This window comes from Streptococcus mitis, assembly GCF_965111735.1.
In the GTDB taxonomy this organism is placed as follows: domain Bacteria; phylum Bacillota; class Bacilli; order Lactobacillales; family Streptococcaceae; genus Streptococcus; species Streptococcus mitis_DR.
This window is the reverse complement of sequence record NZ_OZ217346.1, coordinates 2,035,174-2,050,159: the sequence shown is the minus strand read 5'-3', so window position 1 is coordinate 2,050,159 and position 14,986 is coordinate 2,035,174. Positions and strand designations below refer to the sequence as shown.

Sequence of the window (14,986 nt, the reverse complement as noted above, 5' to 3'; positions counted from 1 at the left end):
GTTATAATAGATGAAAACGCTTAAAAGAGGAGTCTTGTTATGACAAAAACAATTGCAATCAATGCAGGAAGTTCAAGTTTAAAATGGCAATTATACTTAATGCCAGAGGAAAAAGTGTTAGCCAAAGGCTTGATTGAACGTATCGGTTTGAAAGATTCGATTTCAACTGTAAAATTTGATGGCCGTTCTGAACAACAGATTTTGGATATCGAAAATCATACACAAGCCGTTAAAATTTTATTGGATGACTTGATTCGTTTCGATATTATCAAGGCTTACGATGAGATTACTGGTGTTGGACACCGTGTTGTGGCAGGTGGAGAATATTTCAAAGAATCAACAGTCGTTGAGGGAGATGTTTTAGAAAAAGTTGAAGAGTTGAGCTTGTTGGCTCCTCTCCACAATCCAGCCAATGCAGCAGGTGTTCGTGCCTTCAAGGAATTGTTGCCAGACATTACCAGTGTAGTTGTTTTTGATACTTCATTCCACACAAGTATGCCAGAGAAAGCTTATCGCTACCCTCTACCAACAAAATATTACACAGAAAACAAGGTTCGTAAATACGGTGCCCACGGTACAAGCCACCAGTTTGTAGCAGGAGAAGCTGCAAAACTCTTGGGACGTCCATTAGAAGATTTGAAATTGATTACTTGCCACATCGGTAATGGTGCTTCTATTACAGCAGTTAAGGGTGGTCAATCTGTCGATACTTCAATGGGCTTCACTCCACTTGGTGGTGTGATGATGGGAACTCGTACAGGGGATATTGACCCAGCTATCATTCCTTACCTAATGCAATATACAGAGGACTTTAACACGCCTGAAGATATTAGTCGCGTCCTTAATCGTGAATCAGGACTTATGGGTGTTTCAGGCAAATCTAGTGATATGCGTGATGTGATTGCTGCTATGGAAGAAGGGGACCACGATGCCACTTTAGCCTATGAAATGTATGTTGATCGTATCCAAAAACATATCGGTCAATACCTTGCAGTCCTAAATGGAGCAGATGCTATTATCTTCACAGCAGGTATCGGAGAAAATGCAGCTGCTGTACGTAAGGATGTTATCTCAGGAATTTCTTGGTTTGGCTGTGATGTTGACCCAGAAAAGAACGTCTTTGGCGTGACAGGAGACATCTCAACAGAGGCAGCGAAAATCCGTGTCTTGGTTATTCCAACAGATGAAGAATTAGTCATTGCCCGTGACGTTGAACGCTTGAAAAAATAACAAAAATCAGAAAAAATATTCCGTACAAGGAGTTGGAAAAGTGATTTTTCCAGCTTCTTTTTCTGATGAAATTGTCCAAAACCTTGCTATGATTGGCTTTTTTGAAAAATATGGTATAATAGTAGTAATTTAATAGATGGAGTTGAGTTTTGAAGAAAAACTTTCGTGTAAAAAGAGAGAAAGATTTTAAGGCGATTTTCAAGGAAGGAACAAGTTTTGCTAACCGAAAATTTGTTGTTTACAAATTAGAAAATCAGAAAAACCATTTTCGAGTAGGTCTATCAGTTAGCAAAAAGCTGGGGAATGCAGTCACTAGAAATCAAATCAAGCGACGGATTCGGCATATTATTCAGAATGCAAAAGGGAGTCTGGTAGAAGATGTCGATTTTGTTGTCATTGCTCGAAAAGGGGTCGAAACCTTAGAATACGCAGAGATGGAGAAAAATCTACTCCACGTATTAAAATTATCAAAGATTTACCAGGAAGGAAATGGGAGTGAAAAAGAAACTACAGTTGATTAGTTTGCTAGGACTGTCTCTATTTATCATGACAGCCTGTGCGACAAATGGGACAACTAGTGATATTACAGCAGATTCGACTGATTTTTGGAGTAAATTGGTTTACTTCTTTGCGGAAATCATTCGCTTTTTATCGTTTGATATCAGTATCGGAGTGGGGATTATTCTCTTTACGGTCTTGATTCGTACACTGCTCTTGCCAGTCTTTCAAGTGCAAATGGTGGCATCCAGAAAAATGCAGGAAGCTCAACCACGCATTAAGGCGCTGCGAGAACAGTATCCTGGTCGAGATATGGAAAGCAGAACCAAGCTAGAGCAGGAAATGCGTAAAGTCTTTAAAGAAATGGGTGTCAGACAGTCAGATTCTCTTTGGCCTATTTTAATTCAGATGCCGCTTATCTTGGCCTTGTTCCAAGCCCTATCAAGAGTTGACTTTTTGAAGACAGGTCATTTCTTATGGATTAACCTTGGTGGTGTGGATACGACACTTGTGCTTCCGATTTTAGCAGCAGTGTTCACCTTTTTAAGTACTTGGTTATCCAATAAAGCCTTGTCTGAGCGTAATGGGGCTACGACTGCGATGATGTATGGGATTCCAGTCTTAATCTTTATCTTTGGGGTTTATGCTCCGAGCGGAGTCGCTCTCTACTGGGCAGTGTCCAATGCTTATCAAGTCTTGCAAACCTATTTCTTGAATAACCCATTCAAGATTATCGCAGAGCGCGAGGCCGTAGTACAGGCACAAAAAGATTTGGAAAATAGAAAAAGAAAAGCCAAGAAAAAGGCTCAGAAAACGAAATAATAAGGAGGAATCTGGTAATGGTAGTATTTACAGGTTCAACTGTTGAAGAAGCAATCCAGAAAGGATTGAAAGAATTAGATATTCCAAGACTGAAGGCTCATATTAAAGTCATTTCTCGTGAAAAAAATGGATTTCTTGGTTTATTTGGTAAAAAACCAGCTCAAGTTGATATTGAAGCTATTAGTGAAACAACGGTCATTAAAGCCAATCAACAAGCTGTAAAGGGTGTTCCTAAAGAAATTAACGAACAAAATGAACCAGTTAAAACAGTCAGTGAAGCAACCGTTGATTTGGGGCATGTTGTAGAAGCAATTAAAAAGATTGAAGAGGAAGGTCAAGGTATTTCTGATGAAGTCAAGGCTGAAATCTTAAAACATGAAAGACATGCCAGCACGATCTTGGAAGAAACTGGGCATATTGAGATTCTAAATGAATTACAGCTTGAAGAAGCTGACCTCGAAGAAGAAGTAGAAACTCCTAATATTGAAAGCCAAGCTGAGCAAACTGAAAGTCAAGAACTAGAAGACTTGGGCTTGAAAGTTGAACCGAGCTTCGATATTGAACAAGTAGCTACGGAAGTAACGACTTATGTTCAAACAATTATTGATGACATGGATGTTGAAGCCACACTTTCAAATGATTATAACCGTCGTAGCATCAATCTACAAATTGACACCAACGAACCAGGACGTATTATCGGTTATCATGGTAAAGTCTTGAAGGCCTTGCAACTATTGGCTCAAAATTATCTTTACAATCGCTATTCAAGAACCTTCTATATCACTATTAATGTCAATGATTATGTTGAACATCGTGCAGAAGTCTTGCAAACATACGCTCAAAAATTGGCGACTCGTGTTTTAGAAGAAGGTCGCAGCCATCAAACAGATCCTATGTCAAATAGCGAACGTAAGATTATCCATCGTATTATTTCACGTATGGATGGTGTGACTAGTTACTCTGAGGGTGACGAGCCAAATCGCTATGTCGTTGTAGATACAGAATAAGTAAAATCAGGTTTATCCTGATTTTTTGCTAGCTAGAGGAGGTTAAACGGATGTTGAATAAGATAAGAGACTATCTAGACTTTGCAGGTTTACAGTACCGTAATCCAGATAAAGCTGAGGAAGAACGAGAAAAAATGCTGGAATTTCGCCACAAAGGACAAGAGGCCCGAAAGGATTTTACAGAATTGGCTAAAGCATTTCAAACCAGTCATCCAGAATGGCAACTCCAACAAACTAGTCAGTGGATGAATCAAGCGCAACGTTTGCGACCACATTTTTGGGTTTATCTACAGAGAGACGGACAAGTGACAGAACCTATGATGGCTTTACGTTTGTACGGAAGTTCTTCTGATTTTGGAGTCTCACTAGAGGTCAGTTTCATAGAGCGCAAGAAAGATGAGCAAACCTTAGTGCAGCAAGCCAAGGTTTTAGAAATTCCAGTGGTAGAAGGAATTTATTATCTATCCTACTGTGATGGGGAAAGTCATAAGATGGAGGCTACTGAGGAGAACCGTCAACTTTTAAGAAATAAACTATCCAATCAGGAAGTCCGAAAAGTGTTAGTTAAGGCAGATGTTTCTTTTATTGAAAATCAATCATTAGAAAATATTTTAGAAAAATTAGAAGAAGCTTATGAACGCTTACTTCCCTACTATCAGGCGACTAGAGGGTAGAAATCACGAGACTTATCTAGAGTCGAATTGATTTATTGCTATTCTATGTATTTTTTCATATAATAGTAAAATAGAATGTGTGATCCAATAATCACCTTAAATAGAAAGGAAATTCTATGTCAAATCTATCTGTTAATGCAATTCGTTTCCTAGGTATTGACGCCATTAATAAAGCCAACTCAGGTCACCCAGGTGTGGTTATGGGAGCGGCTCCAATGGCTTATAGCCTCTTTACAAAACAACTTCGTATCAATCCAGCTCAACCAAACTGGATTAACCGCGACCGCTTTATTCTTTCAGCAGGACATGGTTCAATGCTCCTTTATGCCCTTCTACACCTTTCTGGTTTTGAAGATGTCAGCATGGATGAAATCAAGAGCTTCCGCCAATGGGGTTCTAAAACACCAGGTCACCCAGAATTTGGTCATACAGCAGGGATTGATGCTACGACAGGTCCTCTAGGACAAGGAATCTCAACTGCCACTGGTTTTGCCCAAGCAGAACGTTTCTTGGCAGCCAAATATAACCGCGAAGGCTACAATATCTTTGACCACTATACTTACGTTATCTGTGGAGACGGAGACTTGATGGAAGGTGTCTCAAGCGAGGCAGCTTCATATGCAGGTTTGCAAAAATTGGATAAGTTGGTTGTTCTTTATGATTCAAATGACATTAACTTGGATGGTGAGACAAAGGATTCCTTTACAGAAAGTGTTCGTGACCGTTATAATGCTTACGGTTGGCATACAGCCTTGGTTGAAGATGGAACAGACTTGGAAGCAATCCATGCTGCTATCGAAACAGCTAAAGCTTCAGGCAAACCATCTTTGATTGAAGTGAAGACTGTCATTGGATATGGTTCTCCAAACAAACAAGGAACTAATGCCGTACACGGTGCCCCTCTTGGAGCAGATGAAACTGTAGCAACTCGTCAAGCCCTTGGTTGGGATTATGAACCATTTGAAATTCCAGAACAAGTTTATGCTGATTTCAAAGAACATGTTGCAGACCGTGGCGCATCAGCTTATCAAGCTTGGACAAAATTAGTTGCTGATTATAAAAAAGCTCATCCAGAACTTGCAGCAGAAGTCGAAGCTATCATTGACGGACGTGATCCAGTTGAAGTGACTCCAGCAGACTTCCCAGCTTTAGAAAATGGCTTCTCTCAAGCAACTCGTAATTCAAGTCAGGATGCTTTGAACGTTGTAGCGGCTAAGTTGCCAACCTTCTTAGGAGGTTCAGCTGATCTTGCTCACTCAAACATGACTTATATCAAAACTGACGGACTTCAAGACGATGCCAATCGCTTGAACCGTAACATTCAGTTTGGTGTTCGTGAATTTGCAATGGGGACGATCTTGAACGGGATGGCCCTTCACGGTGGACTTCGTGTATATGGTGGAACTTTCTTCGTATTCTCTGACTATGTGAAGGCAGCTGTCCGCTTGTCAGCCTTGCAAGGACTTCCTGTGACTTATGTCTTTACCCACGATTCAATCGCAGTTGGTGAAGATGGGCCAACGCACGAACCAGTTGAACACTTAGCAGGTCTTCGTGCTATGCCAAATCTAAATGTTTTCCGTCCAGCAGATGCGCGTGAAACTCAAGCAGCTTGGTACCTTGCAGTGACAAGTAAGAAAACGCCAACTGCCCTTGTATTGACCCGTCAAAACTTGACTGTTGAAGAGGGAACAGACTTCGACAAGGTTGCAAAAGGTGCCTATGTCGTCTATGAAAATGCAGCAGATTTTGATACCATCTTGATTGCAACAGGTTCAGAGGTCAATCTAGCTGTCTCAGCTGCTAAAGAATTGGCTAGTCAAGGCGCAAAAGTCCGCGTAGTCAGCATGCCATCCACAGATGTCTTTGACGCACAAGATGCAGCATACAAGGAAGAAATTCTTCCAACTGCAGTTCGCCGTCGTGTTGCAGTCGAAATGGGTGCAACTCAAAACTGGTACAAATACGTTGGTCTTGATGGTGCCGTTCTCGGTATTGATACCTTCGGAGCCTCTGCCCCAGCACCAAAAGTATTGGCAGAATATGGCTTTACTGTCGAAAATCTTGTAAAAGTCGTTCAAAATTTGAAATAATCCTAAAAATCAGGGCGCAAGCTCTGGTTTTTCTTGTTAGAAAAGCAAGGTACAATCTTGTAAAAGTAGCTGAAATTTGATATAGTAGTCCTATGTAAAAGACAAAGGAGAAGAAAATGAATCCAAATTATACATTTTTAATTATGCTTGTAGCGATGTTGGGCTTGATGTTCTTTATGCAACGCTCTCAAAAGAAACAAGCACAAAAACGTATGGAAAGCTTAAATAAACTACAAAAAGGCTATGAAGTGATTACAATCGGTGGACTTTACGGAACAGTCGATGAAGTAGATACTGAGAAGAGAACGATTGTTCTTGATGTAGATGGAGTTTACTTGACTTTTGAACTAGCTGCTATCAAGACAGTATTACCGCTGAAAGAAACAGCTTCACTAGAAGGCGCAATTGAAAAATAAGACGGGATTACTAACTCCCGTTTTTCTATAATAGAAAGGAAATGGGATGAAAAGACTAGTCTTTGTCTGTCTGGGGAATATTTGCCGTAGTCCTATGGCTGAGTTTGTTATGAAATCAATGACAGATAATTATGAAATCCAAAGTCGAGCGACTTCTTCTTGGGAACATGGCAATCCGATTCACAAGGGAACTCAAGGGATTTTTCAACAGTATGAGATTCCTTATGAAAAAGGCAAGACATCGCTTCAGATTAGTAAGGAAGATTTTGAAGCCTTTGATTATATTATCGGAATGGACGCTTCAAATGTTTCTGACTTACGTCAGATGTGTCCAGCAGGCTTTCAAGATAAGATTTACTCATTTGCATCTGAAAGTGTTCCAGATCCTTGGTATACAGGAGATTTTGAAGAAACCTATCAGCGTGTTCAAGAGGGTTGTCAAGCATGGTTAGAACGTTTAGAAAAGGAGAGTGAAGGTGGAAAATCTTAAGAATTTTTACGAAAAGTATCGTGTCTATCTGACTCGTCCACGTTTAGAGCTTTTAGCAGTAGTTGCCATTGTTTTCTGTGCTGTACTCGTCTTTTTTCTAAATATTCCCGGAAAAGGTGTTCTAAAGCTTGATAATGGAACCATTGTTTACGACGGCAGTCTTGTCCGAGGTAAAATGAATGGCCAAGGCACCATTACCTTCCAAAATGGAGACCAGTATACAGGTGGTTTCAGCAATGGAGCCTTCAACGGAAAAGGTACCTTTCAATCCAAAGAAGGCTGGACCTACGAAGGTGATTTTGTAAATGGCCAAGCTGAGGGAAAAGGGAAACTAACAACAGAACAAGAAGTCGTTTATGAAGGGACTTTTAAACAAGGCATTTTTCAACAAAAATAAGGCCTCCTTATCAAAGGAGGTATTGTTAGAACTCCTAAGTAAGCGCTTACTTGCAAATCCTTTTCTTTCCAAGTCCCTCTTCCAAGCAAGTTTGTGAAATAAAAAATATTTTAAATAAATTTCACAAACTCTAAAGAAAAAGCTTGACAAGAAAAGACAATGAGAAAAATTTCACAAGTAACTAAAAATTCTTTGTGAAATGTTCATGAAACTGTTTACAAAAACAAAATAATGCGTTATAATAAACTTGTGAAAAAATTAACAAAGGATATTGATCCTTGAAAGCTATGGAGGAAAATATGGCTGATAAAAAAACTGTGACACCAGAGGAAAAGAAACTCGCTGCTGAAAAGCATGTTGATGGATTGGTGCAAAAAGCTTTAGTTGCTCTTGAAGAGATGCGTAAACTCGACCAAGAACAGGTTGACTACATCGTAGCCAAAGCATCAGTGGCAGCTTTGGATGCCCACGGAGAATTGGCTTTACATGCCTTTGAAGAAACAGGACGTGGTGTATTTGAAGACAAAGCAACTAAGAACTTGTTTGCTTGTGAACACGTAGTAAACAACATGCGTCACACTAAGACAGTTGGTGTTATTCAAGAAGACGATGTAACAGGTTTAACTCTTATTGCTGAACCAGTTGGTGTTGTTTGTGGTATCACTCCAACAACTAACCCTACCTCGACAGCAATCTTTAAGGCATTGATTTCATTGAAGACACGTAATCCAATTGTCTTTGCCTTCCACCCATCAGCTCAAGAATCATCAGCTCATGCAGCTCAAATCGTTCGTGATGCTGCGATTAAAGCCGGAGCTCCTGAAAACTGTGTACAGTGGATCACTCAACCATCTATGGAAGCAACTAGTGCCCTTATGAACCACGAAGGTATTGCAACAATCCTTGCAACAGGTGGGAATGCTATGGTTAAAGCCGCATACTCATGTGGTAAACCAGCACTTGGAGTAGGTGCCGGAAACGTGCCAGCTTATGTTGAAAAATCAGCTAACATTCGCCAAGCTGCACACGATATCGTCATGTCTAAATCATTTGATAACGGTATGGTCTGTGCCTCAGAGCAAGCGGTTATCATTGATAAAGAAATTTACGATGAATTTGTAGCAGAGTTCAAATCATATCACACTTACTTTGTAAACAAAAAAGAAAAAGCTCTTCTTGAAGAGTTCTGCTTCGGCGTAAAAGCAAACAGCAAAAACTGTGCTGGTGCAAAATTGAACGCTGACATCGTTGGTAAACCAGCAACTTGGATTGCAGAACAAGCAGGATTTACAGTTCCAGAAGGAACAAACATTCTTGCTGCTGAATGTAAAGAAGTTGGTGAAAATGAGCCATTGACTCGTGAAAAATTGTCACCAGTTATCGCAGTTTTGAAATCTGAAAGCCGTGAAGATGGTATTACTAAGGCTCGTCAAATGGTTGAATTTAACGGTCTTGGACACTCAGCAGCTATCCACACAGCTGACGAAGAATTGACTAAAGAATTTGGTAAAGCTGTTAAAGCTATTCGTGTTATCTGTAACTCACCTTCTACTTTCGGTGGTATCGGGGACGTTTACAATGCCTTCTTGCCATCATTGACACTTGGATGTGGTTCTTACGGACGCAACTCAGTTGGGGATAACGTTAGTGCCATTAACCTCTTGAATATCAAAAAAGTCGGAAGACGGAGAAATAACATGCAATGGATGAAACTTCCTTCAAAAACATACTTTGAACGTGATTCAATTCAATACCTTCAAAAATGTCGTGACGTTGAACGTGTCATGATCGTTACTGACCATGCCATGGTCGAGCTTGGTTTCCTTGATCGTATCATCGAACAACTTGACCTTCGTCGCAATAAGGTTGTTTACCAAATCTTTGCTGATGTAGAACCAGATCCAGATATCACAACTGTAAACCGTGGTACTGAGATTATGCGTGCCTTCAAACCAGATACAATCATCGCTCTCGGTGGTGGATCTCCAATGGATGCTGCTAAAGTAATGTGGCTCTTCTACGAACAACCAGAAGTGGACTTCCGTGACCTTGTTCAAAAATTCATGGATATCCGTAAACGTGCCTTCAAATTCCCATTGCTTGGTAAGAAGACTAAATTCATCGCGATCCCAACTACATCTGGTACAGGATCTGAAGTAACACCATTTGCCGTTATCTCTGATAAAGCAAACAACCGTAAATACCCAATCGCTGACTACTCATTGACACCAACTGTGGCAATCGTAGACCCTGCCTTGGTATTGACAGTTCCTGGATTTGTAGCTGCTGATACTGGTATGGACGTATTGACCCACGCGACTGAAGCTTACGTATCACAAATGGCTAGCGACTACACTGACGGTCTTGCACTTCAAGCCATCAAGCTTGTATTCGAAAACCTTGAAAGCTCAGTTAAGAATGCAGACTTCCATTCACGTGAGAAAATGCATAACGCTTCAACAATCGCTGGTATGGCCTTTGCCAATGCCTTCCTAGGTATTTCTCACTCAATGGCCCATAAGATTGGTGCGCAATTCCACACAATCCACGGTCGTACTAATGCTATCTTGCTTCCATACGTCATTCGCTACAACGGTACACGTCCAGCTAAGACAGCAACATGGCCTAAGTACAACTACTACCGTGCAGATGAAAAATACCAAGATATCGCACGTATGCTTGGCCTTCCAGCTTCTACTCCAGAAGAAGGTGTGGAATCTTACGCAAAAGCTGTCTACGAACTTGGTGAGCGCGTAGGTATCCAAATGAACTTCAAAGCACAAGGAATCGATGAAAAAGAATGGAAAGAACATTCTCGTGAATTGGCCTTCCTTGCTTATGAAGATCAATGTTCACCAGCTAACCCACGTCTTCCAATGGTTGACCATATGCAAGAAATCATCGAAGATTCTTACTATGGCTACAAAGAAAGACCAGGACGCCGTAAATAATTGTTATCAGCCTAGAGGCAGGAGAAATCCTGTCTCTTTTTTGTAATTCTATTTGAAAAATGGTATAATCATCGCATATATTTATTTGAAAATCAAACCTTTAATAATCATGCGAGGGGCAAATGAACAAGATAAATGAGTTAGGGGATAAAGTGCGACTTTTAAGAGAGGAGAAAGGACTTAGTCGTCCAGTTTTTTGCGGGGATGAGTCTGAACTATCAGTGCGTCAGCTGGTGCGGATAGAAAAAGGAGAATTTCGACCGACTATAAAAACACTAGAATATATTGCAGATAGATTAGAAATTCCGTCCTATGTCTTGATGCCAGATTATAAGGAATTGCCTAAACGCTACCAAGAATTAAAGTACTTTCTTTTACATCACCCTGACTATGGAGACAAGGAGTTGCAAGAACAAAAGGAAGAATATTTTGATGAGATTTTTGAGTGTTTTTATGATGACCTGCCCCGTGATGAGAAGATGATAGTGGACTGCCTTCAGGCAATAGATGCAGTGAGAGCGACTAGTAATTCTTTATACGGAAGTGGTGTGATTGAGGACAGTCTTCAAGACTTACTATCCAGAGATGTATATAAGGCTGAGGAATTGTTGAAATTGAGACTGTATTTTCTTTGTCAGTTAATGGATGGTTTAAACGAGGGTGAGATAAAAAAGTCTGAGCATGAAACTATTCTTTATTTTCATGACAAATTAAGTTCTCAGGTTGATAAGATAGAGTTCGATTGTTTGGACTTACTTAGAGACTCCTTGTTAGCTTCTTTAACTTGTATAGAGGTTATGGGGTTGCTTCATTATTTTAAGAGGGCAGTCGAGACCTTAAATAAAATAGGGCAAAAAACACGAGATTTTCAAAAACAACCGATTGTCTTGATGGTGGAGTGGAAATATTATATTCAGATGGATTATGATACAGCCAAACAAAAGTATGAAGAAGCAAAAATGATGGCAAGGATGTTTGGCAATGGGAAGTTACTCGTTAGTTTAGATAATGAATGGGCCGAGGATCTAGAAAGATATCGTTAAAGAGTTTATAGGAGTGACATTTCTGTCATTGGAGAAATGTCGCTTTTTTGTTACAATGAATTTTACTTGATATACATCCAGAAGCAAACTAGGCAATAGAGAGAAAACTCTAAGTAGTAGGCCCATAGGGGAAATCAGTGCTGATGTAGCTTGAAGGATTTTCTATCAGTATGGTGTATGACGATAACAGTTTTAAACAAGGGGGAAAGAATGTCTATTTTATCCATTAAAAATATTTCAAAGTTTTACACTTTGGACGGTAAACATCAAGAACAGGCTTTAAAGAATATTAACCTGCAGATTGCAAAAGGTAAAATTACAGCGATTTACGGTCCATCAGGCTGTGGCAAAACCAGCTTGCTAAACATCATCAGTGGTCTAGATAGACAATATGAAGGAGTTTTAGAATTTAAAGGGGAATCTCTCCGTGACTTATCAGAGATTGAACTAACTCAATTTCGTAAAAACAAGATTGGATTTGTGTTTCAAAACTTCAACCTCATTCCTCATCAATCTGTCTTGGACAATGTCAAGCTACCTCTCTATGTCAAAGATTTATCTGACAGGGAGATGACAATGATTGCAAAGGAGCAATTAAGTAGCTTAGGAATGGAGCCTTTTATGGCTAAAAATGTTAAACAGCTTTCTGGCGGGCAAAAGCAACGTGTAGCAATCGCGCGTGCCTTGGTAAATCAGCCTGATATGATTGTAGCAGATGAGCCAACGGGGTCACTGGATTCTCAATCTCAAGAAATGGTATTGGAAGTATTTAAAAATTTAGCCCAGACAGGGAAAACAGTATTGATTGTAACCCATAATCCAGAGGTTGCTGCATATGCAGATGTGATTATCAAAATGAAGGATGGTGAAGTCGTTGAAGAAGTCAAAAAATAAAGGATTATCATTGAAAAACAAATTCAAACTTTCTTTAAATAACTTTCTGGAAAGAAAGTGGCGTAACTTATTGATTGCGCTAGCAACCTCAATCGGTTTTGTAGGAGTCTTAATTTCTTTCGGCTTGGGAAATGCTTTGATTTCGATGATTGATGAAAATACGAATGGAGGTCAAATTCCTTCTCAAGTTCAGATTGCTTTAAACACAGAAAATGCTGGACGAGGCTTTTTGAACCAAGATGATAAGAACTATATCACGGATACAGTTGGCAAAGAAGCTATTAAATATTTGGAGAGTCCTTTTGGGATGACCATGTCAAATATTACTATAGATGGGCAAGAAATGGATCTGAGTCAAACGATGCCTTCTTATGCTCAAGTAGTGAGTCTCTATGAGGATACAAGTATTTCTGTTAGTAGTAATGAGGCGGACAAAGTATTAGCCGGTTCCCTCTATACTGATGCAAATGAACAGGGCTTGACGATTCCAAGCAGTTTACTAAAAAGTTGGAATGAACAGACAGGAAAAAATCTGACGGCTAGTGATATTATTGGCAAATCAGTCTCAGCAAGTATTGTGGAAAATGCTGCCGAAGCTAGCAAGACTGCTCAATTTCAAACGAAGATTGTGCGTGTAATCAATGATGAAGATGACATGGAGGACAGCAACAGTTTCATGCCGTCTAATCAAATGGAAACAATTTTGAAAGAAGCTGGATTTACAAAAGCTGTATCTTATTTTATCTTGGAACTTAAAGATCCATCACAGACAAAAGTGGTAACAGAAGAATTGCAGAAAAATAAGAAGTATACTGTTCTTTCTCAACAGAAGGTTCTTGATATTGTGATTACTTTTATTCGTGTTATTCAGGGATTGTTGATTGTGCTTTCATCACAAGCTATTGTGGTAGCAGCGGTCATGATTGGCATCATCATTTACATTAATATCATGCAACGTTCTAAGGAAATAGGTGTCATGAAGGCAGTTGGTTATCAAAATCGCGATGTCAAAGGAATTTTTATTTACGAGGCTATTTGGATTGTAGGAATCGCCTTGCTGCTGGCATTTTTGGTTGCACAAGGGGTGGGAAGTTTGGCGAATGCGGTTGTAAATCACTTTTACCCATCCATCACGAAGGTTTTTGAATTAAATCTTCTATCTATTTTAGGAACTCTAGCTTTTGCTCTATTACTTGGTTATGTCTCAGCCTACTTCCCAGCACGTAAAATTAGTAAAATGGATCCTGTAGAATCGCTACGATATGAATAGTAAGGAGGTTCTTGATTTATAGCCTGAAAAAGAAACTAACATAGAAAAACAACGCCCGTACTTGCAATTCAACTCAAATAGTTATATAATAGGTTTGTTGAAAGGTGATTTGTAGTGATTCAAGTTACTCTTTTCACAATAAAAATTTCATGATTTTCATAAGGAGGAAATCACTAATGGTAGTTAAAGTTGGTATTAACGGTTTCGGACGTATCGGTCGTCTTGCTTTCCGCCGTATCCAAAACGTAGAAGGTGTTGAAGTTACTCGCATCAACGACCTTACAGATCCAGTTATGCTTGCACACTTGTTGAAATATGACACAACTCAAGGTCGTTTCGACGGAACTGTGGAAGTTAGAGAAGGTGGATTTGAAGTTAACGGTAAATTCATCCGTGTTTCTGCTGAACGTGATCCAGAACAAATCGACTGGGCTAACGATGGTGTAGAAATCGTTCTTGAAGCTACTGGTTTCTTTGCTAAGAAAGCAGCTGCTGAAAAACACTTGCACCCAGGTGGAGCTAAGAAAGTTGTTATTACTGCTCCTGGTGGAAACGACGTTAAAACAGTTGTATTCAACACTAACCACGATGTTCTTGACGGTACTGAAACAGTTATCTCAGGTGCTTCATGTACTACAAACTGCTTGGCTCCTATGGCTAAAGCTCTTCAAGACAACTTTGGTGTTGTTGAAGGATTGATGACTACTATCCACGCTTACACTGGTGACCAAATGATCCTTGACGGACCACACCGTGGTGGTGACCTTCGCCGTGCTCGCGCTGGTGCTGCAAACATCGTTCCTAACTCAACTGGTGCTGCAAAAGCTATCGGTCTTGTAATCCCAGAATTGAACGGTAAATTGGACGGATCTGCACAACGCGTTCCAACTCCAACTGGATCAGTTACTGAATTGGTAGCAGTTCTTGAAAAGAACGTTACTGTTGATGAAGTGAACGCAGCTATGAAAGCAGCTTCAAACGAATCATACGGTTACACAGAAGATCCAATCGTATCTTCAGATATCGTAGGTATGTCTTACGGTTCATTGTTTGACGCAACTCAAACTAAAGTTCTTGATGTTGACGGTAAACAATTGGTTAAAGTTGTATCATGGTACGACAACGAAATGTCATACACTGCACAACTTGTTCGTACTCTTGAATACTTCGCAAAAATCGCTAAATAATTCATGAGTCGATA

Annotated in this window: 14 protein-coding genes; all 14 read left to right on the top strand. The window is 39.9% G+C overall.

Annotated elements, in window-relative coordinates:
- Positions 1-39 precede the first annotated feature (39 nt).
- Positions 40-1,230, top strand: coding sequence for an acetate kinase (locus tag ACLV7W_RS09900; RefSeq protein WP_060627210.1), 1,191 nt, complete (start codon positions 40-42; stop codon positions 1,228-1,230).
- Positions 1,231-1,379: 149 nt separating this feature from the next.
- Positions 1,380-1,751: a ribonuclease P protein component gene (gene rnpA, locus ACLV7W_RS09895; RefSeq protein WP_411865876.1), complete on the top strand. Its 372-nt coding sequence runs from the start codon at positions 1,380-1,382 to the stop codon at positions 1,749-1,751.
- Positions 1,726-2,550 (top strand): membrane protein insertase YidC, encoded by an 825-nt coding sequence (locus tag ACLV7W_RS09890; RefSeq protein WP_411865875.1) that lies wholly within the window; start codon positions 1,726-1,728, stop codon positions 2,548-2,550. The genes rnpA and ACLV7W_RS09890 overlap by 26 nt, the downstream gene beginning before the upstream one ends.
- Positions 2,551-2,567: 17 nt before the next feature.
- Positions 2,568-3,557 (top strand): RNA-binding cell elongation regulator Jag/EloR, encoded by a 990-nt coding sequence (gene jag / locus ACLV7W_RS09885; protein ID WP_411865874.1) that lies wholly within the window; start codon positions 2,568-2,570, stop codon positions 3,555-3,557.
- Positions 3,558-3,607: 50 nt separating this feature from the next.
- Positions 3,608-4,231 carry an HI_0552 family protein gene (locus tag ACLV7W_RS09880; protein WP_411865873.1) on the top strand — a complete coding sequence of 208 codons (624 nt, stop codon included), beginning with the start codon at positions 3,608-3,610 and terminating at the stop codon, positions 4,229-4,231.
- A 116-nt stretch (positions 4,232-4,347) separates the two neighbouring features.
- Complete coding sequence (tkt, locus tag ACLV7W_RS09875) at positions 4,348-6,324, top strand: transketolase (RefSeq protein WP_153209724.1); 1,977 nt, start codon at positions 4,348-4,350, stop codon at positions 6,322-6,324.
- A 116-nt stretch (positions 6,325-6,440) separates the two neighbouring features.
- On the top strand, positions 6,441-6,740 hold the full coding sequence (yajC, locus tag ACLV7W_RS09870; RefSeq protein ID WP_001069289.1) for a preprotein translocase subunit YajC: 300 nt from the start codon (positions 6,441-6,443) through the stop codon (positions 6,738-6,740).
- A gap of 46 nt (positions 6,741-6,786) precedes the next feature.
- Positions 6,787-7,230 carry a low molecular weight protein-tyrosine-phosphatase gene (locus tag ACLV7W_RS09865; protein WP_411865872.1) on the top strand — a complete coding sequence of 148 codons (444 nt, stop codon included), beginning with the start codon at positions 6,787-6,789 and terminating at the stop codon, positions 7,228-7,230.
- Entirely contained in the window at positions 7,217-7,627 is a 411-nt protein-coding gene (locus tag ACLV7W_RS09860; RefSeq protein WP_411865871.1) for a hypothetical protein, read from the top strand. The genes ACLV7W_RS09865 and ACLV7W_RS09860 overlap by 14 nt, the downstream gene beginning before the upstream one ends.
- A gap of 299 nt (positions 7,628-7,926) precedes the next feature.
- Positions 7,927-10,578 (top strand): bifunctional acetaldehyde-CoA/alcohol dehydrogenase, encoded by a 2,652-nt coding sequence (gene adhE, locus ACLV7W_RS09855; protein ID WP_411865870.1) that lies wholly within the window; start codon positions 7,927-7,929, stop codon positions 10,576-10,578.
- A 122-nt stretch (positions 10,579-10,700) separates the two neighbouring features.
- Entirely contained in the window at positions 10,701-11,621 is a 921-nt protein-coding gene (locus ACLV7W_RS09850) for a helix-turn-helix domain-containing protein (RefSeq protein WP_020903611.1), read from the top strand.
- A gap of 210 nt (positions 11,622-11,831) precedes the next feature.
- Positions 11,832-12,515, top strand: coding sequence for an ABC transporter ATP-binding protein (locus ACLV7W_RS09845; protein ID WP_084886517.1), 684 nt, complete (start codon positions 11,832-11,834; stop codon positions 12,513-12,515).
- Positions 12,484-13,785 (top strand): ABC transporter permease, encoded by a 1,302-nt coding sequence (locus ACLV7W_RS09840; RefSeq protein WP_261050291.1) that lies wholly within the window; start codon positions 12,484-12,486, stop codon positions 13,783-13,785. Before ACLV7W_RS09845 ends, ACLV7W_RS09840 begins: the two co-directional genes overlap by 32 nt.
- A gap of 176 nt (positions 13,786-13,961) precedes the next feature.
- Complete coding sequence (gap, locus tag ACLV7W_RS09835; protein WP_049492462.1) at positions 13,962-14,972, top strand: type I glyceraldehyde-3-phosphate dehydrogenase; 1,011 nt, start codon at positions 13,962-13,964, stop codon at positions 14,970-14,972.
- Positions 14,973-14,986: the final 14 nt, after the last annotated feature.